This window comes from Nitrobacter winogradskyi Nb-255 (genome assembly GCF_000012725.1).
In the GTDB taxonomy this organism is placed as follows: domain Bacteria; phylum Pseudomonadota; class Alphaproteobacteria; order Rhizobiales; family Xanthobacteraceae; genus Nitrobacter; species Nitrobacter winogradskyi.
Genome location: NC_007406.1, coordinates 2,022,644 through 2,048,564, shown reverse-complemented (window position 1 = coordinate 2,048,564; position 25,921 = coordinate 2,022,644). Strand labels below are relative to the sequence as shown.

The 25,921-nt window shown below is 61.3% G+C and carries 21 protein-coding genes; 19 read left to right on the top strand and 2 right to left on the bottom strand.

Going from position 1 to position 25,921, the window contains the following annotated elements; translation table 11 throughout:
- Nucleotides 1-322 precede the first annotated feature (322 nt).
- The 3 genes from proS (at nt 323) to NWI_RS09715 (ending at nt 3,702) form a co-directional block, all read left to right on the top strand.
- The gene (proS, locus tag NWI_RS09725; RefSeq protein WP_011315121.1) at nt 323-1,642 is read left to right on the top strand and encodes a proline--tRNA ligase; all 1,320 of its coding nucleotides are present in this window, start codon (nt 323-325) and stop codon (nt 1,640-1,642) included.
- 72 nt (nt 1,643-1,714) lie between these two features.
- Nucleotides 1,715-2,995 carry a lipoprotein-releasing ABC transporter permease subunit gene (locus tag NWI_RS09720; protein WP_011315120.1) on the top strand — a complete coding sequence of 427 codons (1,281 nt, stop codon included), beginning with the start codon at nt 1,715-1,717 and terminating at the stop codon, nt 2,993-2,995.
- Between the two features lie 8 nt (nt 2,996-3,003).
- Nucleotides 3,004-3,702: an ABC transporter ATP-binding protein gene (locus NWI_RS09715; RefSeq protein WP_011315119.1), complete on the top strand. Its 699-nt coding sequence runs from the start codon at nt 3,004-3,006 to the stop codon at nt 3,700-3,702.
- A 61-nt stretch (nt 3,703-3,763) separates the two neighbouring features.
- On the opposite strand, the gene NWI_RS18595 is transcribed toward NWI_RS09715, so the two are convergent.
- The gene (locus NWI_RS18595; RefSeq protein WP_049750576.1) at nt 3,764-4,006 is read right to left on the bottom strand and encodes a DUF3551 domain-containing protein; all 243 of its coding nucleotides are present in this window, start codon (nt 4,004-4,006) and stop codon (nt 3,764-3,766) included.
- 224 nt (nt 4,007-4,230) lie between these two features.
- Between NWI_RS18595 and pyrF the strand changes: the two genes are divergently transcribed.
- From pyrF to lpxB, 16 genes are all read left to right on the top strand, one after another.
- Entirely contained in the window at nt 4,231-4,953 is a 723-nt protein-coding gene (gene pyrF / locus NWI_RS09705) for an orotidine-5'-phosphate decarboxylase (RefSeq protein ID WP_011315118.1), read from the top strand.
- A 900-nt stretch (nt 4,954-5,853) separates the two neighbouring features.
- Nucleotides 5,854-9,360, top strand: coding sequence for a DNA polymerase III subunit alpha (dnaE, locus tag NWI_RS09700; protein ID WP_011315116.1), 3,507 nt, complete (start codon nt 5,854-5,856; stop codon nt 9,358-9,360).
- Between the two features lie 191 nt (nt 9,361-9,551).
- Nucleotides 9,552-10,550 carry a 30S ribosomal protein S2 gene (locus NWI_RS09695; protein WP_011315115.1) on the top strand — a complete coding sequence of 333 codons (999 nt, stop codon included), beginning with the start codon at nt 9,552-9,554 and terminating at the stop codon, nt 10,548-10,550.
- 125 nt (nt 10,551-10,675) lie between these two features.
- Nucleotides 10,676-11,599 carry a translation elongation factor Ts gene (gene tsf, locus NWI_RS09690; RefSeq protein WP_011315114.1) on the top strand — a complete coding sequence of 308 codons (924 nt, stop codon included), beginning with the start codon at nt 10,676-10,678 and terminating at the stop codon, nt 11,597-11,599.
- A 49-nt stretch (nt 11,600-11,648) separates the two neighbouring features.
- The gene (gene pyrH / locus NWI_RS09685) at nt 11,649-12,365 is read left to right on the top strand and encodes a UMP kinase (protein WP_011315113.1); all 717 of its coding nucleotides are present in this window, start codon (nt 11,649-11,651) and stop codon (nt 12,363-12,365) included.
- Between the two features lie 51 nt (nt 12,366-12,416).
- Nucleotides 12,417-12,980, top strand: coding sequence for a ribosome recycling factor (frr, locus tag NWI_RS09680; RefSeq protein ID WP_011315112.1), 564 nt, complete (start codon nt 12,417-12,419; stop codon nt 12,978-12,980).
- A gap of 18 nt (nt 12,981-12,998) precedes the next feature.
- Nucleotides 12,999-13,757: an isoprenyl transferase gene (locus NWI_RS09675; RefSeq protein WP_011315111.1), complete on the top strand. Its 759-nt coding sequence runs from the start codon at nt 12,999-13,001 to the stop codon at nt 13,755-13,757.
- 158 nt (nt 13,758-13,915) lie between these two features.
- Nucleotides 13,916-14,758, top strand: a complete 843-nt coding sequence (locus NWI_RS09670; RefSeq protein WP_011315110.1) for a phosphatidate cytidylyltransferase — start codon at nt 13,916-13,918, stop codon at nt 14,756-14,758.
- Nucleotides 14,759-14,761: 3 nt separating this feature from the next.
- A complete protein-coding gene (dxr, locus tag NWI_RS09665; RefSeq protein WP_011315109.1) occupies nt 14,762-15,985 on the top strand; it encodes a 1-deoxy-D-xylulose-5-phosphate reductoisomerase in 1,224 nt (407 codons plus the stop codon).
- Between the two features lie 124 nt (nt 15,986-16,109).
- Nucleotides 16,110-17,261, top strand: a complete 1,152-nt coding sequence (locus NWI_RS09660; RefSeq protein WP_011315108.1) for a M50 family metallopeptidase — start codon at nt 16,110-16,112, stop codon at nt 17,259-17,261.
- Nucleotides 17,262-17,542: 281 nt separating this feature from the next.
- A complete protein-coding gene (bamA, locus tag NWI_RS09655) occupies nt 17,543-20,074 on the top strand; it encodes an outer membrane protein assembly factor BamA (RefSeq protein ID WP_011315107.1) in 2,532 nt (843 codons plus the stop codon).
- Between the two features lie 32 nt (nt 20,075-20,106).
- The gene (gene lpxD / locus NWI_RS09650) at nt 20,107-21,195 is read left to right on the top strand and encodes a UDP-3-O-(3-hydroxymyristoyl)glucosamine N-acyltransferase (protein ID WP_011315106.1); all 1,089 of its coding nucleotides are present in this window, start codon (nt 20,107-20,109) and stop codon (nt 21,193-21,195) included.
- A gap of 19 nt (nt 21,196-21,214) precedes the next feature.
- Complete coding sequence (fabZ, locus tag NWI_RS09645) at nt 21,215-21,670, top strand: 3-hydroxyacyl-ACP dehydratase FabZ (RefSeq protein WP_011315105.1); 456 nt, start codon at nt 21,215-21,217, stop codon at nt 21,668-21,670.
- Nucleotides 21,670-22,476 carry an acyl-ACP--UDP-N-acetylglucosamine O-acyltransferase gene (gene lpxA, locus NWI_RS09640; protein ID WP_011315104.1) on the top strand — a complete coding sequence of 269 codons (807 nt, stop codon included), beginning with the start codon at nt 21,670-21,672 and terminating at the stop codon, nt 22,474-22,476. Before fabZ ends, lpxA begins: the two co-directional genes overlap by 1 nt.
- A 19-nt stretch (nt 22,477-22,495) precedes the next feature.
- The gene (locus NWI_RS09635) at nt 22,496-23,353 is read left to right on the top strand and encodes an LpxI family protein (RefSeq protein ID WP_041344973.1); all 858 of its coding nucleotides are present in this window, start codon (nt 22,496-22,498) and stop codon (nt 23,351-23,353) included.
- Nucleotides 23,353-24,543, top strand: a complete 1,191-nt coding sequence (lpxB, locus tag NWI_RS09630; protein WP_011315102.1) for a lipid-A-disaccharide synthase — start codon at nt 23,353-23,355, stop codon at nt 24,541-24,543. The genes NWI_RS09635 and lpxB overlap by 1 nt, the downstream gene beginning before the upstream one ends.
- A gap of 23 nt (nt 24,544-24,566) precedes the next feature.
- Here lpxB and gltA read toward each other — a convergent pair whose 3' ends face one another.
- A complete protein-coding gene (gene gltA / locus NWI_RS09625) occupies nt 24,567-25,868 on the bottom strand; it encodes a citrate synthase (RefSeq protein WP_011315101.1) in 1,302 nt (433 codons plus the stop codon).
- Nucleotides 25,869-25,921 lie beyond the last annotated feature (53 nt).

Below are 25,921 nucleotides of genomic sequence, written 5' to 3'. Positions count from 1 at the left end.
CAGAGCATTTTCCGGCGAAGTGGATACCGGTTCGCCGCAAGAAAATGCGACCAGATAATCATTTCTAGAGCATGGTCCGATTCAACTTGATCGGATCATGCTCCAAAGCGTTTTCGAGCGAACCGGATTTCATTCTCGGGTCAGGCTCGAGGCTTCGCTCGAAAATGCTATAGGTGCTACCGCGCTTCACGTGCCTGAAATGTTTCAGGCGCGTGAAATTCGGCTGTTTTCGCGTGGCTTGTCGTCCCGCGGACCTTGTATTTTGCCGGCCGATCCGGTTTCACTGCCGGCATCCGATCCCCAAGCGATTCCAGGCCTGCTCATGCGACTGTCGCGGTTTTTCTTGCCGATTCTGAAAGAGACTCCGAAGGAGGCCGAGATCGTCTCGCACCGGCTGATGCTGCGGGCGGGCATGATACGTCAGGAGGCGGCCGGCATCTATGCCTGGCTTCCACTGGGTCTTCGGGTGCTGAAGAAGATCGAGGCCATCGTGCGCGAGGAGCAGAACCGCGCCGGCGCCATCGAACTGCTGATGCCGACGCTGCAACTCGCGGACCTCTGGCGCGAGAGCGGGCGTTACGATGCCTATGGGCCGGAGATGTTGCGGATTCAGGATCGCCACAAGCGCGAACTGCTGTATGGGCCGACCAACGAGGAGATGATCACTGAAATCTTCCGCGGCTATATCCGCTCCTACAAGAGCCTGCCGCTCAACCTCTATCATATCCAGTGGAAGTTCCGCGACGAGCAGCGCCCCCGTTTCGGCGTCATGCGCGGTCGCGAATTCCTCATGAAGGATGCTTATTCCTTCGATATCGATGAAGCCGGCGCTCGGCGCTCCTACAACAGGATGTTCGTCGCCTACCTGCGCACGTTCGCGCGCATGGGCTTAAAGGCGATTCCGATGCGGGCGGAAACCGGCCCGATCGGCGGCGATCTCAGCCATGAATTCATCGTCCTCGCCGAGACGGGCGAGTCGGGCGTCTATATCGACAAGGATGTTCTTGATCTTCCCATACCCGGCACGGAAGTGGATTACGACGGCGATCTGACGCCGATCGTCAGGCAATGGACTACAGCCTATGCCGCGACGGAGGACGTGCATGACGGGCCGCGCTATGAGCGCGAGGTTCCGGAAGAAAGGCGCGTTCATACGCGCGGCATCGAGGTCGGCCAGATCTTTTATTTCGGCACCAAGTATTCCGAGTCGATGAAGGCGCTGGTGACCGGCACCGACGGCGTCGAGCAGCCGATCCACGGCGGCTCCTACGGCGTAGGGGTCTCTCGACTGGTCGGCGCGATCATCGAGGCGTGCCATGATGAGGCGGGCATCAAATGGCCGGAGGCGGTGGCGCCATTCACGGTCGCGATCCTGAATCTGAAACAAGGCGCCAGTGATACCGATGAGGCATGTGAGCGGATTTACCGCGAACTGTCCGCCAGGGGCGTCGATGTGCTTTACGATGACACCGACCAGCGGGCCGGCGCGAAGTTCGCAACCGCCGACTTGATCGGGAGTCCCTGGCAGGTAATGGTGGGCCCGAAAGGACTCGCCGAAGGCAAGGTCGAGATCAAGCGGCGCGGCGACGGATCACGTGAGAATGTCGCGCTGGAGGATGCTGTTGCGCGGCTGATGGCGTAGCGATTATCCACCGCGCGCGTTTCTCAATGCCATTCCGGCCACAATTGGTCCGAATCATGGGATTATCGAACGATGGATGAGACCATGAACGAGCCGCTCCGGACCAAGCCTTTCGCTGCCTTCGAGTGGATGCTGTCCGGACGCTATCTGCGAGCACGGCGGAAGGAAGGGTTCATCTCCGTCATTGCCGGATTCTCGTTCCTCGGCATCATGCTCGGCGTGGCCACGCTGATCATCGTGATGGCCGTCATGAATGGGTTTCGTACCGAACTGCTCAGCAAGATCCTTGGCCTGAACGGGCATCTCCTGGTTCAGCCGCTGGAGTCGCCGCTCACCGACTGGAAGGAGGTCGCGGAACGCGTCAGCCAGGTGAAGGGGATACGGCTTGCCGCGCCTGTCGTCGACGGTCAGGCGCTCGGCTCTTCGCCCTATAATGCCGCTGGTGTTTTTGTCCGGGGCATCAGGGCCGATGACCTCAACAATCTCACCTCCATCGCCAGGAACATCAAACAGGGGACGCTCGACGGCTTCGACGAGGGGCAGGGCGTGGCCATCGGCCGGCGCCTGGCCGATCAACTCTCGCTGCACGCGGGCGACAGCGTGACGCTGGTCGCGCCGCGCGGGGCCGTGACTCCGATGGGCACGACTCCACGCATCAAGCCGTACAAGATCGCGGCGGTGTTCGAGATCGGGATGTCCGAATACGACTCCACCTTCGTATTCATGCCGCTGGCCGAGGCGCAGGCCTATTTCAATCGCGCCAACGATGTCACCTCGATCGAGGTCTACACGGACAATCCTGACAAGATCGATGACTTCCGCAAATCGGTGACGGAGGCCGCCGGCCGGCCAGTGTTTCTGGTTGACTGGCGGCAGCGCAATTCCACGTTCTTCAATGCGCTCCAGGTTGAACGCAATGTGATGTTCCTGATCCTGACGCTGATCGTCCTCGTCGCGGCGCTGAATATCGTGTCGGGGCTGATCATGCTGGTCAAGGACAAGGGGAGCGATATCGCCATCCTGCGGACCATGGGAGCTTCGCAGGGGGCGATCATGCGTATCTTCCTGATCACGGGGGCCGCGATCGGCGTTGTCGGCACGCTCACCGGCTTTGTCGTGGGGCTCGTGGTCTGCCTCAATATCGAGTCGATCCGGGCGTTCCTCTCGTGGCTCACCAGCACCGAACTGTTCTCGCCGGAGCTTTATTTCCTGTCCAAGCTGCCCGCCGAGATCGATGCGCGGGAGACAAGCGCCGTCGTGATCATGGCGCTGACGCTGTCGTTCCTCGCTACTCTTTATCCGTCATGGCGCGCGGCCCGCCTCGATCCCGTCGAAGCCTTGCGGTACGAGTGAGCATGGACATGGAGCAGGGGAAGAAGGAAACGCCGACTGTCTATCTTCACGACATCAAGCGGGAGTATACGCAGGGTGAAACACGGCTGACGATTCTGGACAGCACCAAGCTTGCCTTGTGGGCGGGGCAGTCCGTCGCACTGGTGGCTCCCTCGGGATCGGGTAAGTCAACCCTGCTGCATATTGCCGGGCTGCTTGAAAGCCCCGATGCGGGAGAGGTCTACATCGGAGGAATCGCGACGTCCGGTCTTTCGGATGTGGAGCGCACGCAGATAAGGCGCACCGATATCGGGTTCGTCTACCAGTCGCACCGCCTTCTTCCGGAATTCACAGCGCTCGAAAACGTCATGCTGCCGCAGATGATCCGTGGACTTAAGCGCGCGGAGACGGTCAAGCGCGCACAAGAAATTCTAGCCTATCTCGGCCTTGAGGATCGGGTCACACATCGTCCGGCCGAACTGTCCGGCGGTGAGCAGCAGCGGGTTGCGATCGCGCGAGCCGTCGCCAATGCACCGCGGGTGCTGCTTGCCGACGAACCGACCGGCAACCTGGATCCCCAAACGGCGGATCATGTGTTCAATGCGCTGATGCAGCTTGTGAAGGCGACGCGGGTGTCAATGCTGATCGCGACGCATAACATGGAGCTCGCAGACCGGATGGATCGGCGAGTATCACTTGAGAACGGTCACGTCGTCGAACTCGACTGACACGAAGCTGACGCCACGACGCAAGTCTTTCGTTTGACGTTAGAAAGCCTTTCGCTTGACGTTAGAGATTGTGCTGATGAAGCCGCTTTCGATCATTTGCGCCGGCGAAGTACGGGTTTCTCGCGCATTGGGCGGGCAAGCCTTTTGTTCGCGCGACGCACTGCTCCAGCGTTGCAAAGCTGCAGTCATTGTGCACGACCGGTGTGTAAAGCATCATGCAGAACGGATGCCGCCGGTCCCAGTCCGAGGCGTTGGCCGCGGCGCAGGAGGAGATTAGAGCGAGAGCGATGAGGGTTGTACGCATCAAATCACTCCTTATAAACGAGTAATGATTACGCGCTCGGCCTTTGTTTGTCGGCATCACAAATCACAGAGCCGTAAAGGAAGGCGGGTACGCGTAGCATATTGGTGTTCAATATATCATTGAACGGAGCATATTGCTGTAGCAAAATATACTAATTTTAGAAGGTTCATGCCGAGAGTTACAATTCCGTGAAGACCTCCGTGACAAGTGGTGAGAAGGCCCGCATGACAGGCTCACATGATTCCGATCTTGCTCGCGAGAAGCTGATCGTGGCCCTCGATTACTGGAATATCGAGGATGCAAGAAAGCTTGTCAGGGATCTGGGCGATGGAGTCTCTTTCTACAAGGTCGGCTTGGGGTTGCAGCTCGTCGGCGGAAACGAGTTTGCCAGGGAGCTGATCGCCGAAGGCAAGCGGGTATTCCTGGACTACAAGTATTACGACATTGAAGAGACCGTTCAGCGCGCGGTCGCCCAGGCGGCGGAATTGAAGATCGCCTTCCTGACGGTGCATGGCGTCACGAGCATCATGAAAGCCGCCGTCGCCGGTCGCGGGAATTCCGACATGAAGATACTTGGCGTCACCGTGCTCACGAGCATGGATGCCGAGGATATCAAGGAGATGGGATTCGAATGCAGCGTGGAAGACCTCGTCGTTGCACGCGCCAGGCGGGCGCTCGAGGTCGGGGTCGACGGCGTCGTCGCATCGGCGTTGGAAGCCGCCGAGCTTCGCAAGCACACGAACAACAAACTGATGATCGTGTCGCCCGGAATTCGCCCGAGCGGCGGCGCCCGGCATGACCAGAAAAGGGTGGCCACGCCGTTTGAGGCCATGCGCGCCGGAGCGGATTATCTGGTGTTGGGCAGGCCCATCTACGCCGCGGACAATCCAAAAGCTGCCGCGCAAGCGATCATCCGGGAAATGGCGGATGCGCTGCGCCCGGATTGAATCAAGCTGCCTGCGCGGGATTCTGCCGGGTCATTTCTTTTCAAGCGCGCCGCTTGTGAGCCGTTGGTCCTGATCCCTTCGGACAAGCGAACAAAACAACTTGCGGAATGGACCGGGGGGCGCTATCGGGCCGTTATGGCCCAAAAACTGAAACCTGGCGTACGAGCCCGCGACGGCGGTGAATATACCTGTCCTGGTTGCGGCGCTGTCTACAGCGTGACCGTCTATACCAGTCCGTTCAAGGATACGGGTCAGGCGGATTGTAAGGTCTGCAACCAGCCTATCAAAAGCTGGAACCACGCAACGGCCTGGTGGTCGTACAAGTTGATCAAGCGGCCGCGCAAGTGATCGCCGAACCGGCGATGTCCCGACGCGACTTCGTCCTCCGCTAGAAGCATGATTCGATCAAGCTGATTGGATTATGCTTGGAAAGGTCGCGTCGCATTTCTTGCGGTGAGGGGTCACCAGAAAACCTGTGAGTCCCGGCTGCCGCAGCCGTGTGTTTGCGAAAAACCCGAAAACATCTCGTTTCGGCCTTTCCAACTGGCCTTTCGTAGGGCGATTAACCAAGGGGATTATTTCCAGCTCCATCTTGCCTTGACTTAAGAACAAATAGGGAACAATATTCTCGTTATGTTTTAGTCGAAGGAGCGGAAGCCATGTTGAGAATGTTTGTCGAGGAGGCGTCGGCGCTGGCGTCGATCGTGCTGTTCGTCGGAATGGTCGCTGTCTGGGCGCAGCTTATTCCCCAGCTTTCGTAAACGGGCGACCCGGGCGGCTGGGGAAAACGAGAACAGCCGCGTAGGTGGGGGGATTTCGCGTGGACTCGCCCGGCGCAAGTCCCCACCCTTCTTTTGTGAGTCGGCCTTGGCCGACGCTGGCTGATGATTGCCTTAAACCATGACCCAGAAGACCCTCGCGGCTCCCGCAGGTTTCGTTCACCTGCATGTCCATTCGGCCTATTCCTTGTTGAAGGGCTCGATCAAGATCCAGAAGCTGGCGGAACTGGCCAGGGCGGACCACCAGCCGGCCCTGGCGCTCACTGACACCGACAACATGTTCGGAGCGCTGGAATTCTCCGACAAAGTCGCAGGCCTTGGCATCCAGCCGATCGTCGGCTGTGAACTGGCGGTGGACTTCACAGATCAGGATGCCAATGCCCGAAACGCGCTACCGCCTGCCCGAATCGTCCTGCTGGCGACGCGCGAAGCCGGCTATCGTAACTTGATGCGGTTGAACTCCCGCGCCTTCCTCGAAACACCGGAGCATTGCAGCCCTCACGTCAATTGGGAGTGGCTACGGGATGAAAACGAAGGTCTGATCGCCTTGACCGGAGGGCCCGAGGGTCCCGTGGCGCAGGCGTTCAACGCCGATCAGCCCGCGCTTGCGACGGCCCGCTGCGACCGGCTCGCCGGGATTTTCGGCGACCGGCTTTACGTGGAGTTGCAGCGCCATGGGCTCGACAAGGAGCGGCGGGTCGAAGGTGCATTGATCGACCTCGCCTATGCGAAGGGCCTTCCGCTGGTTGCGACCAACGAGCCGTATTTTGCGACCTCCGATGATTATGAAGCCCATGACGCCTTGCTATGCATCGCCGGCGGTCGCCTGGTTGCGGAGACCGATCGCGAGCAATTGACGCCGGATCACCGCTTCAAGACCCGCGCGGAAATGGCTGTCCTGTTTGCTGACATCCCGGAAGCGTTGTCGTCCACGATGGAAATCGCGGAACGTTGCGCGTTCCGGCCGCGGACGCGCAAGCCGATCCTTCCGCACTTTACGGTGGCCTCGGACGCCGCCGCGGCGGACGGGAAAAACGATGAAGCCGCCGAATTGCGGCGACAGGCGCAGGAGGGACTTGCGAAGCGGCTGGCGGTGCATGGCGTCTCGACCGGAATGACGGAGCAGGACTACAGCGCGCGCCTTGACTTCGAACTCGATGTCATCACGCGCATGAATTACGCGGGCTACTTCCTCATCGTCGCGGACTTCATCAAGCACGCCAAGTCCAAGGGAATTCCGGTTGGGCCGGGGCGGGGCTCCGGCGCCGGCTCATTGGTGGCCTATGCGCTCACGATCACCGATCTCGATCCGATCCGCTTCGGCCTGCTGTTCGAGCGCTTCCTCAATCCCGAACGGATATCGATGCCGGACTTCGATATCGACTTCTGCCAGGAGCGGCGCGGGGAGGTCATCGACTACGTGCAGAAGCGCTACGGCCGCGACCAGGTCGCGCAGATCATCACCTTTGGCACGTTGCAGGCGCGGGGCGTGCTGCGCGACGTCGGCCGCGTCCTGCAGATGCCTTACGGTCAGGTGGACAAGCTGACCAAGCTGGTGCCGCAAAATCCCGCGGCGCCGGTCTCGCTGAAGCAGGCCATCGAGGGAGAGCCGAAACTACAGGCGTTTCGTGATGAGGACCCGGTGGTGGCGCGCGCGTTCGATATCGCCCAGCGCCTCGAAGGCCTGACGCGTCACGCCTCGACCCATGCGGCGGGCATCGTGATCGGCGATCGGCCCTTGAGCGAACTCGTGCCGCTGTATCGCGATCCGAAGTCCGACATGCCGGTGACCCAGTTCAACATGAAGTGGGTGGAGCCGGCGGGCCTCGTGAAGTTCGACTTCCTCGGCCTGAAGACGCTGACCGTTCTTGACGTCGCGGTGAAGTTGCTGAAGCAGCGGGGGATCGACGTCGATCTTGCCACGCTGCCGCTTGACGACGCGGCCAGCTACCAGATGCTGACCCAGGGCGACGTGGTCGGCGTGTTTCAGGTTGAAAGCCAGGGCATGCGACGGGCGCTGGTGGACATGCGTCCGGACCGATTCGAGGACATCATCGCGCTGGTCGCGCTGTATCGACCGGGGCCGATGGCGAATATTCCGACCTATTGCGCGCGCAAGCATGGCGAGGAGGAAGCGGAATATCTTCATCCGATGCTCGAGCCGATCCTGAAGGAGACCTTCGGCGTTATCATCTATCAGGAACAGGTGATGCAGATCGCCCAGGTCATGGCCGGCTACTCGCTCGGAGACGCCGACCTGCTGCGGCGGGCGATGGGTAAGAAGATTCGCTCGGAGATGGAGAAGCAGCGCGCGATCTTCGTGGCGGGCTCCGTCAACAACGGCGTTCCCCGAGGCCAGGCGGAAACGATCTTTGAGCTGCTGGCGAAGTTCGCTGATTACGGTTTCAACAAAAGCCACGCCGCGGCCTATGCGCTGGTCTCCTATCAGACCGCGTACATGAAAGCGCACTTTCCCGTCGAGTTTCTGGCGGCATCGATGACGCTCGATATGAGCAACACCGACAAGCTTTCGGAGTTTCGCGCGGAGGCCCAGCGCCTGGGCATCAAGGTCGAAGCGCCGTCGATCAATCGCTCCGGTGCGACCTTCGAGGTGAAGGAAGGCGTCATCTGTTATGCGCTGGCCGCGCTGAAAGGGGTCGGCGCGCACGCGGTCGAGCAGATCGTCGAAGCTCGCAAGGCCGGCATGTTCACTTCGCTGGCGGATTTCGCCGCCAGGGTGCCGCCGCGCGCCATCAACAAGCGCGTCATCGAAAGTCTCGCGGCCGCCGGAGCGTTTGAGGCGCTCGAGCCGAACCGCGCCCGTGTGTTCGCCGGCGCCGAGGCGATCCTTGCTGCGTGCCAGCGCAGCCACGAGGCGACGATGATCGGCCAGAATGACATGTTCGGCGGTCTGGCGGACGCGCCAGACATCATGCTGCCTCGGGCGGAGCCCTGGCTGCCCGCCGATCGGCTGAGGCGCGAATATGAGGCGGTCGGATTTTTCCTGTCGGGACATCCGCTCGACGATTATGCGACAGCGCTCAAGCGGCTCCGCGTCCAGTCGTGGGTCGAATTTTCCCGCGCGGTGAAGTCAGGTGCGACCGCCGGCAAGGTGGCTGCGACGGTGGTTTCGCGGATGGAGCGGCGAACCAAGACGGGTAACAAGATGGGCATCATCGGCCTGTCCGATCCGAGCGGCCATTTCGAGGCGGTGCTGTTCTCGGAAGGTCTCGCGCAGTTTCGGGAGGTCCTTGAACCGGGGGCAGCGGTGCTGTTGCAACTCGATGCGGAATTGCAGGGAGAGGAGGTGCGGGCGCGGGTGTCCCGTGCCGAACCGCTCGACGATGCGGCGGCCAAGACGCAGAAGGGACTGCGGATTTTCCTGCGCGATTCCAGGCCGCTCGAGTCGATCGAAAAGCGTCTTCAGGCGAACGACAACGGGGATCCGGCTGGCGCCGCGAAAGTTCCCGCATCGAGGCAGGCTGGCGAGGGCGAGGTCTCGCTGGTGATGATGCTGGACCTTGAGACCGAGGTGGAAATAAAGCTTCCTGGCCGCTTTCGGGTTTCGCCTCAGATTGCCGGCGCGATCAAGGCGGTCACGGGGGTCGTGGATGTTCAGGCTATCTGACCGGCCCGGGAGGGGCAGCCCGGCGGGATCGGATTGCCTTGCGTATGGCGGGTACCCTCGCTATACAGGCCGCCATCTCACACGGAAACATGGCCTGAAAAGCCGTCCGGTGGCTGCCGGACCGCAATCCTTTTGGTTTGACGGTTCGCCTGCTCACACGTTTCCGGAGGAACCAACCGGAGAATCGAACCATGGCGATACCTGAATTCACCATGCGTCAGCTGCTTGAGGCTGGCGTTCATTTCGGCCACCAATCGCACCGCTGGAATCCGAAGATGGCGGAGTACATCTTCGGCGCCCGCAACAACATCCACATCATCGACCTCGCGCAGACCGTGCCGCTGCTGCACCATGCGTTGCAGGCCGTCAGCGATACCGTCGCCAGGGGCGGCCGCATCCTGTTCGTCGGCACCAAGCGGCAGGCGCAGGATGGTGTCGCCGATGCCGCGAAGCGCTCGGCGCAGTACTTCGTCAATTCGCGCTGGCTGGGCGGTACGCTGACCAACTGGAAAACGATTTCAGGTTCGATCAAGCGGTTGCGCCATCTCGACGAGGTGCTCAATTCCGGCGACGCCAATGCCTACACCAAGAAGGAGCGGCTGACGCTTCAACGCGAGCGCGACAAGCTTGATCGTTCGCTCGGCGGCATCAAGGACATGGGCGGTCTTCCCGATCTGATGTTCGTGATCGACACCAACAAGGAAGACATCGCGATCCAGGAAGCCCAGCGGCTGAACATTCCGGTCGCGGCGATCGTGGACACCAACTGCGATCCGAAAGGCATCACCTATATCGTGCCCGGTAACGACGATGCGGGCCGCGCCATCAGCCTGTATTGCGACCTCATTGCCCGCGCGGCGATCGACGGCATTTCACGGGCTCAGGGCGAATCCGGCATCGATGTGGGTGCTTCGGTCCAGCCGGTGCAGGAAGAGATTCCAGCCGCCGCGCAGCCTGCCGGCTTCCAGGGTCTCGCCGGTCCGCGAGGCGTTGCCGACGATCTCAAGAAGCTCACCGGCGTCTCCGGGGCGATCGAGAAGAAATTCAACGATCTCGGTATCTTCCACTATTGGCAGTTGGCCGAGCTCGATCACGATACCGCGCACAGGATCGGCGAGGAGGTTGGCCTTCCGAGCCGGGCCGACGGCTGGGTCGCTCAGGCCAAGGCGATGACAGCCGAAGCCGAGTAACGTGAGGCGCGGCGGTGTTGCAGCCGGCCGCGTCATGCCCGATTTTCTGATTGATCCCTGGGTAGAGGTGACGGCGGCCGGGGAATCCGTACCGTCATCTCCCGGCAGGCAAAGGACATACAGCAATGGCGACAATCACCGCGGCGATGGTCAAGGAGCTGCGCGAAATCACCGGCGTCGGCATGATGGATTGCAAGCAGGCGCTGACCGAAAACAACGGTGACATGCAAGCCGCGATTGACTGGCTGCGCAAGAAGGGACTTTCCAAAGCCGCCAAGAAGGCGGGGCGTGTCGCGGCCGAGGGCCTGATCGGCGTCGTCACCAGCGGCAACAAGGGCGTCGTCGTCGAAGTCAATTCGGAAACCGACTTTGTTGCGCGCAACGAGCAGTTTCAGGGACTGGTCAAGATGGTGGCTCAGGTCGCTCTCAGCGTCGGCGCCGACGTCGAGGTAATCAAGGCCGCCGAGGTTGGCAACGCCACTGTGGCGACGACGATCTCGGATGCGATCGCGACCATCGGCGAGAACATGACGTTGCGTCGCGCGAATTCGCTGGAGGTCCCCAAGGGAATCGTCGCGGGCTATGTCCACAATGCCGTGATCGACGGTGCGGGCAAGCTGGGTGTGATCGTCGCGCTGGAGTCTGCCGGCAATGCCGACGAGCTCGCGGCGCTTGGCCGTCAGGTCGCCATGCATATTGCGTCCGCTAATCCGGTGGCGGTCGATCCTTCGGGCGTCGACCCGGAGGTCGTCAAGCGCGAGAAGGACGTCCTCGCGGACAAATTCCGGCAGCAGGGCAAGCCGGAGGCGATGATCGAGAAGATCACCGAGTCCGGCCTGAAGACCTTTTTCAAGGAGCAGACGCTGCTGGAACAGCCGTTCATTTTCGACGACAAGAGAAGTGTTGGCCAGGCGCTCAAGGAAGCCGAGGGCCGGGTTGGCGCGCCCGTGAGGATTGCGGGCTTCGTGCGCTATGCTCTTGGAGAAGGAATTGAGAAGGCCGAGTCCGATTTCGCGGCCGAGGTCGCTGCGGCGGCCGGACAAGGGTAACCCCGGATCTGAGGCGGGACAATCTGACTCGCGACGGAGCGAACGCATCATGGATCGGCCGGCCTACCGTCGTGTTGTCGTCAAGCTGTCGGGAGAGTATCTGGCGGGTTCGCAGCCTTTTGGCATCGATCAGCCGACGATCGATCGGATCGCCGGCGATCTGGCGGAGGCTCGCGCGCTGGGAGTGGAAATCGCGGTCGTCGTCGGCGGCGGAAACATATTCCGCGGTGTCGAGGTATCATCCCGCGGCGTCTCGCGTCCGACCGGCGATACGATGGGCATGCTTGCCACCGTCATGAACTGCCTGGCCCTTGAGGCTGCCCTGGAACGCCGCGGGCAATCGGCGCGTGCCCTCTCTTCGTTTGTAATGCCTGAGGTCTGTGAGCTTTTCACCCGCCGTGCCGCGCACAAGTATCTCGCAGAGGACCGCATTGTCCTGCTCGCGGGCGGAACCGGTAATCCTTACTTCACGACCGACACGACGGCGGTTCTTCGCGCCGCCGAGATCGGCGCGCAGGCCGTTCTCAAGGCAACGAACGTGGATGGCGTTTATAGTTCCGATCCGAAGAAGGATCCGTCAGCGAAAAGGTTCGAACGGTTAAGTCATTCGCAGGCGCTCGAAGGCGGCTATAAGGTCATGGACGCGACGGCTTTCGCGCTTGCCCGCGAGACGGCGCTGCCTATCATTGTGTTCTCGATCGCCGAACCGGGTTCGATCGGCGCTATCCTGAAGGGGACCGGCCGCGGGACGATTGTCGCAAGTTGATCCGTCGCGGCGGATCGGATGTAGTTCAGGCAAGTTCCATATGGAGGGCGCATGGTGTCGGGAAGTTTCGATATTGGCGACTTGAAGCGACGAATGCAGGGAGCGACACAGTCCCTCAAGCATGAACTGGGGGGATTGCGAACCGGCCGGGCGTCCTCGTCGATGCTTGACCCGGTGCAGGTCGATGCCTATGGCAGCCACATGCCACTGAATCAGGTGGCGACGATCAGCGTTCCGGAGCCGCGTCTTTTGTCGGTGCAGGTTTGGGATAAGTCGATGGTCAAGGCGGTGGAGAAGGCGATCGTCGATTCGAATCTCGGACTGAGCCCGGCCACCGAGGGACAGGTATTGCGGTTGCGCATTCCCGAACTTAACGAAGAGCGGCGCAAGGAATTGGTAAAGGTCGCACACAAATATGCGGAGGCGGCGAAGGTGGCGGTTCGTCATGTGCGCCGTGATGGACTGGATACGCTGAAGAAGCTCGAAAAAAATCACGAGATTTCCGAGGACGACGAGAAGCGCCTGGCGAACGATGTTCAGAAGGCTACGGACAGCGTCATCTCCGAAATCGATCAGTTGCTGGCGGGCAAGGAAAAGGAAATCCTCACCGTTTAGCCGGATTGGACTGGCCTGATGTCGAATGCCGTTGCGCCTGCAATCGAGGGATCGGACCAAGCCGATGCGCCGCTGCATGTTGCGATCATCATGGATGGCAACGGCCGATGGGCGGCCGCTCGAGGACTGCCGCGCGCGGAAGGCCATCGCCGCGGTGTCGAGGCGTTGAGGCGCGTGGTCCGTGCCGCGGGCGAGTTGAACATCCTTTATCTGACCATTTTTTCCTTCAGTTCCGAGAACTGGTCGCGGCCTCCGAGCGAGATCAGCGATCTCTTCGGCTTGCTGCGGAGGTTCGTCCGCAATGATCTGGCGACGCTGCATCGCGACGGGGTGCGCGTGCGGGTTATCGGCGAGCGCGACGGGCTGGAGCCGGATATCTCTGCGCTGTTGACCGAGGCCGAGGAACTGACGAAGAACAACAACCGGCTTAATCTTGTCGTTGCGTTCAACTATGGTTCGCGACAAGAAATCGCGAAAGCCGCCCGGCGGCTTGCGCGCGAAGTCGCCGAGGGTAAGCGCGATCCGGCCACGATCGACGCCGATACGCTGGGTCGATATCTCGACGCCCCGGACATTCCCGATCCTGACCTGATCATTCGCACGAGCGGGGAGCAGCGGCTGTCGAATTTCCTGATGTGGCAGGCGGCTTACAGCGAGTTTGTGTTCGTCCCGATCCACTGGCCGGATTTCGACAGGACGGCGCTCGAAGGAGCGATCGCCGAATATGCAAGACGCGAACGCCGCTTCGGCGGGCTGGCCGCGAAAGCCGGATCATGACTGTCAATTTTCGAACGAAGGCGGTTGCCGGTCGCGTGATGAAACGCGCCGATCAAGATCATTGGCCAAAATCACAGCGTTTTCGAGCGAACCGGATGCCACTTCGCTCGAAAACGCTTTAGCTAAGAACGTTCGAACTTTGGACTCGGGATATTAGCTTGGATCAGGATCAACGCGCGCCGGCGGCCGCAAGCGGATCACAAAATCTCAGGACGCGTATCATGGCGGCGCTGGTTCTCGCGCCGGCCGCGATCGCGATCGCCTGGACCGGCGGACCGTTATGGATCGCGCTCGTCATGCTGGCTGGGATTGGCATGTACGTCGAATGGCTGACGATCGTCGGCGCCGCGCAGGAAAAGCAGACGGTCGCCGCGGGGATTGCGGCGCTCGTCGTGTCCGGCCTGTGCCTGGCGTTCGGATACGGCGCGCTTTCGTTGGCCGCGCTTCTGACCGGTGCCGTGGCGGTGGCTGCGGTGTCGCGCCGGTTGCGCCTTTGGTCGGTGGCCGGATTCTGTTATGCGGCGGCGGCCGCATTTGCATCGGCGCAGGTCCGCCTCGATGGCGACTATGGATTTGTCGCGCTGATGTTTGTGCTGTTCGTGGTGTGGGCTGCCGATATCGGGGGATACTTCGCGGGTCGTGGAATTGGTGGACCAAAATTGTGGCCTCGCGTCAGTCCCAAGAAAACCTGGGCAGGTGCTGTCGGCGGCTTTGCCGGCGGCCTCGCGGTCGCCGCGGGTTTTGCCGCTTTCGATCTCGGAAGATTGGCTCCATTAATGCTGCTCGCTGCTTTGCTGTCCATCGTGTCGCAATCGGGCGACCTGTTTGAATCGGCGGTCAAGAGGCGTTTCGGGGTCAAGGATTCCAGTCAGATCATTCCAGGGCACGGCGGCTTGCTCGACCGTCTCGACGGCTTTGTCGCGGCGATCGTTTTCGCCGCGCTTTTCGGATTTCTCCGTGGCGATGCCGATGGCATCGGCCACGCTTTGATGGTTTGGTGAAATATGAGTGCTGTTCCGTTGAAGAACGACAAGCCGGTCGAGGCTGGCGTCAGGACCGTGACGGTTCTGGGAGCGACCGGATCGATCGGCGACAGCACGATGGATTTGTTGCGCGGGGCGCGCGGCCGCTACCGGGTCGAGGCGCTGACCGCGAACTCCAATGTTGAGGGTCTCGTTAAACTGGCGCGCGAGTTTGACGCGCGATTTGTGGCGCTCGCGGATACTTCGTACTTTGATGAGTTGAAAAATGCGCTTGCCGGCACCGGCATCGAGTATGGCGTCGGCGAAAGCGCGATCATCGAGGCCGCTTCGCGGCCGGCCGACTGGCTGATGGCCGCGGTGAGCGGCGCCGCCGGACTGAAGCCCGCGCTTGCGGCGGTGGATCGCGGCGCGACGATCGCGCTTGCGAACAAGGAGTGCCTGGTCTGCGCGGGCGATTTTTTCATGCAGCGCGCCGCCAGGGCGGGAGCTTGCGTCCTGCCGGCGGACTCCGAACACAATGCCCTGTTTCAGGCCCTGAGTTCAGGAAATCGCGATGAACTCACCCGCGTCATCATCACCGCGTCGGGGGGGCCGTTTCGTACCTGGGCGGCGGCTGACATCGAGAATGCGACGCTGGCGCAGGCGCTGAAGCATCCCAACTGGAGCATGGGACGGAAGATCACCATCGATTCGGCGTCGATGATGAACAAGGGGCTGGAGGTTATCGAGGCCGCCTGTCTGTTTGCGCTTGAGCCCGAGGAGATCGACGTCCTGGTGCATCCGCAATCCATCGTCCACGGCATGGTCGAGTTCTCCGATCGGTCCGTCGTCGCCCAGCTTGGCGCCCCCGACATGCGGACGCCGATCGCGCATTGCCTCGGCTGGCCCGAACGCATCGCGGGGCCGGCGGCGAAGCTCGATCTCGTCAGTATTGGACAGTTGACCTTCGAGGCGCCGGATTTCGCGCGGTTTCCCGCCTTGCGGCTCGCCTACGATGCGCTGAGGACGGGGCAGGGCGCAACCACGGTCTATAATGCCGCGAACGAGATTGCCGTCGCGGCGTTCATCGCCGAGAAGATCAGGTTCGGCGCCATCGCCCGCCTGGTCGAAGCTACCCTGAACGGCTGGGTTCGGGCCGGAAATCTCGCGCCGCTGGCATCGGCTGACGACGCCATCGCCGTTGACCATAACGCGCGAAATATGGCCGCATCGCTCTTGCCTCAAATTGCCGCAAAGGCATCCTAGCGCGTATACGCGCAAGTTATTGATTTGAGTTTGAGCGTTTCCACGCTATCCGGATTCCACTTAGCCGGAGAATGCTTTAGGCGTGGTTGGGAACAGGGCCTTCGGCCCTGCACAAGGAAGCGGAATGGCCGATTTTTTTCTTAACAGTTTCAGTACGCTAAGCTCCGGCTTGATCGGCTATATCCTTCCGTTCCTGTTTGTCCTCACCATCGTCGTTTTCTTTCACGAGCTTGGCCACTTCCTCGTCGCGCGCTGGGCGGGCGTGAAGGTGCTGACGTTCTCCGTGGGCTTTGGCCCCGAACTGGCGGGCTTCAACGACAGGCACGGGACGCGCTGGAAGCTCTCCGCCATTCCCCTCGGCGGATACGTCAAGTTTTTTGGCGATGACTCCGAGGCCAGCACGCCATCGAGCTCAACCCTTGCCTCCATGACGGCGGAAGAGCGTGGGAGCAGCTTTCATCATAAGTCTGTTGGCCGGCGCGCCGCGATCGTTGCCGCTGGACCCATCGCCAACTTCATCCTTGCGATCGTTATTTTCGCCAGCTTGTTCATGTTTCTCGGCAAGCCCAGCACGACGGCGCGGGTTGACGGGGTGCAGGCCGGCAGCGCCGCCGAAGCGGCTGGTTTCAAGGCTGGCGATATCGTGACCGCTATTAACGGCGGCAGGATCGACAGCTTTTCCGACATGCAGCGGATCGTCGGCACCAAGGCCGGCGAGACGCTGACATTCGCCGTGAAGCGTGGCGATTCGATCGTTGATCTGAAAGGCGTGCCGGAACTCAAGGAGATCAAGGACCGGTTCGGAAACACGCACCGGATCGGCGTTCTCGGGATTACGCGCGCGACCTCGCCAGGAGACGTCACCACGGAATACGTGAACCCTGTGACGGCGCTCTGGATGGGAGTCGAGGAAACCTGGTTCGTTATCGATCGCACGATGGCTTATATCGGCGGGATCTTCTCCGGGCGCGAGGCGGCCGACCAGGTCGGCGGGCCGCTTCGAATCGCCCAGATCTCCGGGCAGGTGGCCACGATCGGCCCTGCCGCCTTAATCCATCTTGCCGCCGTTCTGTCCGTGTCGATCGGACTGTTGAACCTGTTTCCGGTTCCGTTGCTGGATGGTGGCCACCTTTTGTTCTATGCGGCGGAAGCTGTGCGAGGCCGTCCGATATCCGAGCGTGCTCAGGAAGTGGGGTTCCGAATCGGGCTGGGTCTGGTGCTGATGTTGATGGTTTTCGCCACCTACAACGATATTCTGCATCTGGCTCGATCGTGAGTCGTATGCCTGCGGACCGGAATCAGGAAGAATCGCTGGCGGCTTTGGCTCGCGGGCTGGCGGGAATTTCCTGGAACCGATCACATTCGATTTCCACCGGACCGTGAACCGAGAGTCGTCGTGATGAGCGTGTCTAATGGGCAACGTCTTGGAATTAAATTAGAATTATACTGCTAAAGGCCGTTTGCGACTGCGAGAAAATTGGCTACAAGCAGCGCGTAATGAGAATCTGCCGTCTGTGGGGAACAGGCGGCGTCAGAATTGATAAGGGCGCGTTGCGCATGAATGTTGGAATGCGGGTTTTAAGGGGGATATTGCTCTCCGCCCTGATCGCCATTGCCGTGCCGGCCGCCGTTGCTGTGACCGTTCCCCTGATATCGTCCCCCGCCGCCGCGCAGACGCTGTCGTCGATCTCCGTTCAGGGGAACCGCCGCGTCGAGCTGGAGACGATCCGCTCCTATTTCAAGCCGGACGCCAGCGGGCGCCTTGACCAGGCCAGCATTGACGACGCCTTGAAGGCGCTGATCGAGACCGGCCTGTTTCAGGACGTCAGAATCGACCGGGCGGGAAGTGGACTGGTGGTCTCGGTCATCGAGAATCCGGTGATCGGCCGGGTTGCCTTCGAGGGCAACAAAAAGGTCAAGGACGATCAGTTGAAGACGGAGATCCAGTCCAAGCCGCGCGGCACGTTTTCCCGGCCGATGGTCCAGTCCGACGTCCAGCGAATCGTCGAGATCTATCGCCGATCCGGCCGCTACGACGTGCGCGTCACCCCCGAGTTCATCGAACAGCCGAACAACCGCGTCGATCTCATTTTTTCGATCGTCGAGGGGGACAAGACCGGCGTCGCTTCGATCGAGTTTATCGGCAACCAGGCCTTTTCGTCCTACCGTCTGAAGGACGTCATCAAGACCCACGAATCGAATTTCCTCAGCTTTCTCGGTGGAGGGGATGTGTATGATCCCGACCGCGTCGAGGCTGATCGTGATTTGCTGCGTCGCTTTTACCTGAAGAACGGCTATGCCGATGTTCAGATCATTGCCGCTCTGACCGAGTACGATCCGGGACGCCACGGATTTCTTGTGACCTTCAAGATCGAGGAAGGTCAGCAGTACCGCGTTGGATCTGTGGCGATCGAGTCGTCGATTCCGACGTTCGATGGAAACTCACTGCGCAGCTTTTCGCATGTCCACGTCGGGTCGCTCTACAACGCTGAAGCGCTCGAGAAGTCCGTCGAGGAAATGCAGGTCGAGGCGTCGCGTCGCGGATATGCTTTTGCTGTCGTGCGTCCGCGCGGTGATCGCAACTTCGATGCGCACACCGTCTCGATCGTGTTCGCGATCGACGAGGGGCCGAGGACCTATATCGAGCGCATCAACATCAGAGGTAACACACGGACGCGGGACTATGTGATCCGGCGCGAGTTCGACCTTTCGGAAGGCGATGCCTACAACCGGTCGCTGGTGGATCGTGCGGAGCGCCGCCTGAAGAACCTCGATTTCTTCAAGACGGTCAAGATCACGACCGAACCCGGCTCATCCAGCGATCGCGTGATTCTCGACGTCGAGGTCGAAGACAAGTCGACCGGCGATTTCTCGGTGTCCGGCGGTTTCTCCACCACCCAGGGCGCACTTGCGGAAGTCAGTGTCTCCGAGCGCAACCTGCTCGGCCGTGGTCTGTATGCGAAGGCTTCGGTTCAGTACGGGCAATGGTCGAGGGGTTACTCGCTGTCGTTTGTCGAGCCGTTCCTGCTGGATTACCGCGTCGCGCTCGGGCTCGATCTTTACCAGCGCGAACAGCTCTCCAATCAGTGGATTTCCTACAACATGAAGACGCTCGGATTCAGTCCGCGGCTCGGTCTCGGCCTGCGTGAGGATCTGACGTTGCAACTGCGTTATTCGATCTTCCAGCAGGAGATCGGTCTGCCAAGCGCTCTGCGGAATTGTAACAACAGTCTCACCAATGGCTTGCCGTACAATCCCTCACCGGCGTTCATGAATGCCATGGGCGTATGGGATGGAGTCAATATGGGCTGCTATTCCGATGGCGAGGCGTCGCTGCCGATCCGTCAGGAGCTGGAGCGCGGGCGGACGCTGACGTCGATGCTCGGCTATACCCTGACCTACAATACCCTCGATAACAACAAGAACCCCACCGCTGGCCTGCTGATCGACTTCAGGCAGGATTTCGCCGGTATCGGCGGCGACGTCAAATACCTGAAGACGGCGCTCGACGCGAAGTATTATCAGCCGCTGGTCTCCGACATCGTCGGCCTGATCCATCTGCAAGGCGGTATCCTGAACAATGTCGGCGCCTATGCCGGACAGAACGGAATCCGCATGCTGGATAACTTCCAGATGGGGCCGAATCTGGTGCGCGGCTTCGCGCCGTACGGCATCGGTCCGCGCGATGTCAATTATCTGAGCACGATGGATGCCCTGGGCGGCACCAAGTACTGGGGGGCGTCGGTCGAGTTGCAGATGCCGTTCTGGTTCATGCCCAAGGAAGTGGGCTTGAAGGGCGCCGTTTATGCGGATGCCGGTTCGCTCTGGGGTTATCAGGGGCCGACGTCGTACGCGCTGACCAATGAATTCAATGCGCCGGGATGTTCGCCAAGTACGTCGAACGCCAATCCGGGCACCTGCGCCGGCCTTCAGTACGACGACACCAATGTGATCCGAAGCTCGGTCGGCGTCGGCCTGATCTGGCAGTCGCCGTTCGGACCGCTTCGCTTCGACTATGCGGTGCCGATCACGAAGGGCAGGTTCGACCGGGTGCAGGAGTTCAGGTTTGGCGGTGGAACCACGTTCTGAACGTGACCACGGCGCCAACTGCGACGGATGGAATGACGCAACCGGCATTCTTTAAGCGCCCGCTGCCGTCGACTTTGGCGGAGATCGCCGCATCGACGGGCGCGCAGTTGGTGGATGCCTCCCGGGGCGGCATTCGGATTATCGGCCTGGCCTCGCTCGATCAGGCCGGGCCCATGCATCTCGCGTTCTTTGACAACCATAAATATGCCGGGCAACTTGCGGCGACGAAGGCGGGCGCCTGTCTGGTCAGCCCGCGTTTCGAAGCCGACGTGCCGGCCCATGTGGCGGTCCTGCGTTCAAAGGCTCCGTTTCGCGCGTTCGTCAGCATCGCCCGGGATTTCCATGGCGATGCGTTGCGGCCGCAGTCCTGGTTCGACAATACGGCCGTCGCTGCGTCCGCCGTTATCCATCCATCGGCCTATCTCGAGGACGAGGTCGTGATCGATCCGCTGGCGGTGATCGGCCCTGACGTCCAGATCGGACGTGGTTCGGTTATCGGGTCCGGCGCCGTGATCGGGCCGGGCGTCCGGATCGGCAGAGACTGCAACGTCGGCGCCGGAACGACGATTCAAGCGACTCTCATCGGAAACAACGTCCTCATCCACCCCGGCTGCCATATCGGGCAGGATGGTTACGGGTTCATTTTCTTCGGCTCGGAAGGCCATGTGAAGGTCCCGCAGACCGGGCGGGTGCTGATCCAGAACGATGTCGAGATCGGCGCCGGCACGACCATCGATCGCGGCAGCCTGCGCGACACGGTTATCGGAGAAGGCACAAAGATCGACAATCAGGTTCAGATCGGACACAACGTGACGATCGGCCGGCGCTGTCTGCTGGCGGCGCAGATCGGCCTGGCGGGCAGCCTGACGATCGGTGACAACGTCGCGCTGGGCGCCAAGGTCGGGATCAACAATCATCTCCACATCGGCGATGGCGCGCAGGTCACGGCGATGAGCGGGGTCAAGGACGATATTCCTGCGAACGGCCGCTGGGGCGGGTACTTCGCGAAGCCGACCAGGCAGTGGTTTCGCGAGCTCCTCGCGGTGGAACGGCTCGTGCGCGACGGCGCTCCCGATGCCGGATCGCCCAAAGCCGCCCCGAAGGATCGGGTTATCGAATGAAGGATCGAGGTGCTGAGTGATGGAGTCGCCGGTCAGGTTCGAGCACGTGGACATTGCCACCATTCTCAAAACCCTTCCTCATCGTTATCCGTTTCTGCTGATCGATCGCGTCCTCAATATTCGGGCCGACCATAGCGGGATCGGCGTCAAGAACGTCACGTTCAATGAGCCCGCGTTTCAGGGGCACTTTCCGGAGCGGCCGGTTTATCCGGGAGTGCTTATGATCGAGGGGATGGCGCAGACGGCGGGCGTTATCGGCATCATGTCGGTGGAAGGCACGGAGAAGCCGCGCGCGGTCTATTTTCTGACGATCGACAAGTGCAAGTTCCGCAAGCCCGTCATGCCCGGCGATATTGTCGAGTATCACATGCGCAGCATCGGGCGTCGCAAGACGATGTGGTGGTTCCACGGCGATGCCAAGGTGAACGGCACGATCGTCGCCGAAGCCGACGTCGGCGCGATGCTGACCGACTGATGAGCAGAATCGATCCCACTGCCCGGATTGAAGATGGCGCCGTGATCGGCGAGTCGGTTGAGATCGGACCGTTCTGCACGGTCGGTCCTCATGTCGTCCTCGGCCCGAACTGCCGCCTCATCTCGCACGTATCCGTCGCCGGACACACGACCATCGGCGCGGGTTGCACGATCTATCCTTTCGCCGCGCTGGGTGGCGCGCCGCAGGATATGGGTTACGGCAACGAGCCGACGCGCCTGGAGATCGGCGAGGGCTGCACCATCCGTGAAAGCGTGACGATGAACGTCGGCTCGCCCAAGGATGTCGGCGTGACGCGCATCGGCGCGCGTGGATTCTTCATGAGCTACAGCCATGTCGGCCACGACTGCCAGGTCGGCGATGACGTGGTCTTCGCCAATTCGGCGACGCTGGGCGGACACTGCAAGATCGGAGATTTCGTCTATATCGGCGGCCTTTCCGCCGTGCATCAGTTCGCGCGGATCGGCAGGCAGGCGATGATCGGGGGCCTCACGGGCATCCGCGGCGATGTCATTCCGTACGGCTTCGTCAATGGCCAGCATGGGCATCTTGAGGGCCTCAACGTCGTCGGGATGAGACGCCGCAAGTTCACCCGTGAGCGTCTCGCCAGGGTCAGGACGTTCTATCAGGAACTGTTTTACGGGCCGGGTCTCTTTGCGGACCGTCTCCAGCGCGTCCAGTCACGTGCGTCGGACGATCCCGCCATCGCGGAGATCCTGACGTTCATTGGCGCTGATAAGCATCGTCCTCTCTGCTTGCCTGAGGGTGGCGCAAACAAATCCGCATAGCGGAGCCGGCGTGCCAGTCATGACTGATCGTGTTTCGGGTATGTCTTCGCCGATCGGCTTGATCGCCGGCGGCGGCGTGTTGCCGTTCGCAGTCGCCGATTCGCTGACCGCGCGAGGTCTCAAGCCCGTCTTTTTTGCGTTGAAGGGCGTGTGCGACCCGGAAAGAGTGTCGCGCTTTCCGCATCACTGGATCGCGGTCGGCCAGATCGGGAAGGTCATGCGGCTGTTGCGCGCTGAAAACTGTCGCGATCTAGTTTTCATCGGGACGCTGGTTCGCCCGGCGCTGTCGGAGATACGCCTGGACTGGGGGACCATTCGGGCCATGGGACAGGTCCTGGCGGCGTTTCGCGGCGGCGACGATCATCTGCTGTCGGGGGTCGGTCGCATTCTTGAGCGCGACGGTTTTCGAATGGTGGGGATCAAGGATATCGCGCCGGATCTGCTGATGCCGGCCGGATGCCTGACCCGGAAAGCGCCGGACCAATCCGCGGCCGCTGACATCGCCAAGGGGCTGGACGTGCTGCGCGCCCTCAGTCCCTTCGATGTGGGGCAGGCCGTGGTCGTGATTGACGCTCATGTGGTCGGCGTGGAAGGCATCGAAGGGACGGACGCGCTTCTGGCTCGCATCGCCCAGTTGCGCGCCGCGGGGCGAATCCGCGCCAAGGCTCCGCGTGGCGTGCTCGTGAAGGCGCCGAAGCACGGGCAGGATTTGCGCTACGATCTGCCGACGCTGGGTCCGCGGACCATCGCGAACGCGGCCGCCGCCGGTCTGGCCGGGCTGGCCGTTGTCGCCGGCAATACGCTCGTCGCGGAACCGCAGGCGCTGGTTGGCGAGGCGGACGCATCAAACTTGTTCGTTGTCGGGCTGCCTGAATAATGCCGGACGAGGCATCCGCAAATCCATCCCGAAAAATATTCCTCATCGCAACGGAGGAGTCCGGAGATCGCCTGGGCTCCAGCCTGATGAAAGCTCTGCGTCGGCGGCTTGGCTGCTCCGTGCGGTTCGAAGGCGTCGGCGGTCAGACGATGGCGCGGGAAGGCCTTGTGTCGTTGTTCCCGATCGAGGAACTATCGATCATGGGTTTCACAGCCGTCGTGAAGCAGCTTCCCATGATCGTGCGGCGGATTCGCGGGACGGCGGATGCCGTTATCGCGGCCGCGCCGGACGTGCTCGTCATCATCGACAGTCCGGACTTCACCCACCGCGTGGCGCGACGGGTGCGCGCCCGGTGCCGCGGCTTGCCGATCGTGGATTACGTCTCCCCCTCGGTGTGGGCGTGGAGGTCCGGCCGGGCGCGGGCCATGCGCAGCTATGTCGATCACGTCCTGGCGTTGCTGCCGTTCGAACCCGAAGCTTATCGCAGGCTTGGAGGCCCGCCCTGCACCTATGTCGGCCATCCGCTATTGGAGCAGATTGGAGTGCTGCGGCCGGACGCGCAGGAACGTCAGCGGCGCGATGCGGACCCCCCGACGCTTCTGGTATTGCCCGGAAGCCGGCGTAGTGAAATTCGCCATCACCTGTCCGTCTTCGGCGAGACCATCGGGATGTTGCAACAGAGCATCCCAGAGATCGAGGTGGTCTTGCCCACGACGCCGCATCTTGTCGATGAGATCACGCCGGCGGTCGCAACGTGGCCGCGTCGGCCAAGGGTTGTGATCGGCGAGGATGACAAGCGCGCCGCGTTTCGCGTGGCCCGCGCGGCGCTCGCCAAGTCAGGCACCGTGACGCTCGAACTCGCCCTGGCGGGCGTTCCGATGGTTGCCGCATACAAAGCGGGCAGCGTGGAGGCCTGGATCGCGCGACGCGTTATTCGCGTCTCATCGGTCATTCTGGCCAACCTCGTGATCCGCGAGAATGTGATTCCGGAATTCCTTCAGGAGGACTGCGTGCCCGGCAAGCTCGCGCCGGCGCTACAGGAAATTCTGACGGATTCACCGATGCGGCGGCGTCAGCTCAAAGCGTTTGACGGGCTCAATACCATCATGGCCACAGGGCAGCGCTCGCCGAGCGAGCTGGCAGCCGATATCGTGATCGAAGCCATGCGAGAGTCGCGGGCGCGAATGTAGGCGACCAGCTTCGCAAGAATAAACTACGCCCGCTGAGCCATGTCGACGTAATCGCGCCGGGTCTTGCCTGTGTAAAGCTGCCGGGGACGGCCGATCTTCTGCTGCGGGTCCTCGATCATCTCGCTCCACTGGCTGATCCAGCCCACAGTGCGCGCGACCGCGAACAGCACGGTGAACATCGAGGTCGGAAAGCCCATCGCTTTCAGGGTGAGGCCCGAATAGAAATCGACGTTGGGATACAGCTTGCGATTGATGAAATACTCGTCGTTCAGAGCGATCTTTTCCAGTTCCAGCGCCACCTTGAGCATCGGATCATTGCCGTGGCCCGTCTCGTTGAGCACCGCGTGACACATGTTCTGCATGATCTTCGCGCGCGGATCGTAGTTCTTGTAGACCCGATGTCCGAAACCCATCAGCCGGACATCGCTGTTCTTGTCCTTCACCTTGTCGATGAATTCTGGAATTCTGTCTACCGTCCCGATCTCGTAAAGCATGTTCAGCGCCGCCTCGTTGGCGCCGCCGTGCGCGGGTCCCCACAGGCAGGCGATGCCGGCCGCAATGCACGCGAAAGGATTGGCGCCTGAGGAACCGGCGATGCGCACGGTCGATGTCGATGCGTTCTGTTCGTGGTCGGCGTGCAGAATGAAGATCTTGTCGAGCGCGTCCGCCAGAACCGGATTGATGTCATAGTCCTCGCACGGCACGGCGAAGCACATATGAAGGAAGTTCTCGGCAAAGTTCAGGGAGTTCTTCGGATATATGAACGGCTGGCCGATCGTATACTTGTAAGCCATCGCAGCCAGCGTCGGCATTTTCGCGACCATGCGCATCGACGCGATCATGCGCTGCTTGGGATCGTTGATGTCGGTTGAGTCGTGATAGAAGGCGGCGAGCGCGCCGACCGCCGCCACCATGACCGCCATGGGATGGGCATCGCGGCGGAAGCTCTGGAAGAACCGCGTCATCTGCTCATGAACCATGGTGTGGTGCGTGACACGCTCCTCGAAATCGTGCTTCTGCGACTTCGTGGGCAGTTCACCGTAGAGCAGCAGATAGCAGGTCTCGATGAAGTCGCCTTTCTCCGCGAGCTGCTCGATCGGGTAGCCGCGATATTCGAGCACGCCTTCGTCGCCGTCGATATAGGTGATCTTGGATTGGCAACTGGCGGTGGATGTGAAGGCAGGATCGTAAGTGAACATGCCTGTCTGCGCATAGAGCTTGCCGATGTCGACGACATCAGGCCCGACCGTGCCGCTCAATACGGGAAACTCGTAACTCTTGTCATCGACCGTCAACGTTGCGTTTTTTGTGCTCGTTGCGTTCATCGTGAAGCCCCCCGATGAGATCGTTGCGGATCACCCGGTCTCTCTCGACGAGA

What these genes read in the sequence shown, in the direction of transcription:
- proS (WP_011315121.1), top strand. Translation starts at nt 323, where the DNA reads ATGCGACTGTCGCGGTTTTTCTTGCCGATTCTGAAAGAGACTCCGAAG.
- NWI_RS09720 (WP_011315120.1), top strand. Translation starts at nt 1,715, where the DNA reads ATGGATGAGACCATGAACGAGCCGCTCCGGACCAAGCCTTTCGCTGCC.
- NWI_RS09715 (WP_011315119.1), top strand. Translation starts at nt 3,004, where the DNA reads ATGGAGCAGGGGAAGAAGGAAACGCCGACTGTCTATCTTCACGACATC.
- NWI_RS18595 (WP_049750576.1), bottom strand. Translation starts at nt 4,006, where the DNA reads ATGCGTACAACCCTCATCGCTCTCGCTCTAATCTCCTCCTGCGCCGCG.
- pyrF (WP_011315118.1), top strand. Translation starts at nt 4,231, where the DNA reads ATGACAGGCTCACATGATTCCGATCTTGCTCGCGAGAAGCTGATCGTG.
- dnaE (WP_011315116.1), top strand. Translation starts at nt 5,854, where the DNA reads ATGACCCAGAAGACCCTCGCGGCTCCCGCAGGTTTCGTTCACCTGCAT.
- NWI_RS09695 (WP_011315115.1), top strand. Translation starts at nt 9,552, where the DNA reads ATGGCGATACCTGAATTCACCATGCGTCAGCTGCTTGAGGCTGGCGTT.
- tsf (WP_011315114.1), top strand. Translation starts at nt 10,676, where the DNA reads ATGGCGACAATCACCGCGGCGATGGTCAAGGAGCTGCGCGAAATCACC.
- pyrH (WP_011315113.1), top strand. Translation starts at nt 11,649, where the DNA reads ATGGATCGGCCGGCCTACCGTCGTGTTGTCGTCAAGCTGTCGGGAGAG.
- frr (WP_011315112.1), top strand. Translation starts at nt 12,417, where the DNA reads ATGGTGTCGGGAAGTTTCGATATTGGCGACTTGAAGCGACGAATGCAG.
- NWI_RS09675 (WP_011315111.1), top strand. Translation starts at nt 12,999, where the DNA reads ATGTCGAATGCCGTTGCGCCTGCAATCGAGGGATCGGACCAAGCCGAT.
- dxr (WP_011315109.1), top strand. Translation starts at nt 14,762, where the DNA reads ATGAGTGCTGTTCCGTTGAAGAACGACAAGCCGGTCGAGGCTGGCGTC.
- NWI_RS09660 (WP_011315108.1), top strand. Translation starts at nt 16,110, where the DNA reads ATGGCCGATTTTTTTCTTAACAGTTTCAGTACGCTAAGCTCCGGCTTG.
- bamA (WP_011315107.1), top strand. Translation starts at nt 17,543, where the DNA reads ATGAATGTTGGAATGCGGGTTTTAAGGGGGATATTGCTCTCCGCCCTG.
- lpxD (WP_011315106.1), top strand. Translation starts at nt 20,107, where the DNA reads ATGACGCAACCGGCATTCTTTAAGCGCCCGCTGCCGTCGACTTTGGCG.
- fabZ (WP_011315105.1), top strand. Translation starts at nt 21,215, where the DNA reads ATGGAGTCGCCGGTCAGGTTCGAGCACGTGGACATTGCCACCATTCTC.
- lpxA (WP_011315104.1), top strand. Translation starts at nt 21,670, where the DNA reads ATGAGCAGAATCGATCCCACTGCCCGGATTGAAGATGGCGCCGTGATC.
- NWI_RS09635 (WP_041344973.1), top strand. Translation starts at nt 22,496, where the DNA reads ATGACTGATCGTGTTTCGGGTATGTCTTCGCCGATCGGCTTGATCGCC.
- lpxB (WP_011315102.1), top strand. Translation starts at nt 23,353, where the DNA reads ATGCCGGACGAGGCATCCGCAAATCCATCCCGAAAAATATTCCTCATC.
- gltA (WP_011315101.1), bottom strand. Translation starts at nt 25,868, where the DNA reads ATGAACGCAACGAGCACAAAAAACGCAACGTTGACGGTCGATGACAAG.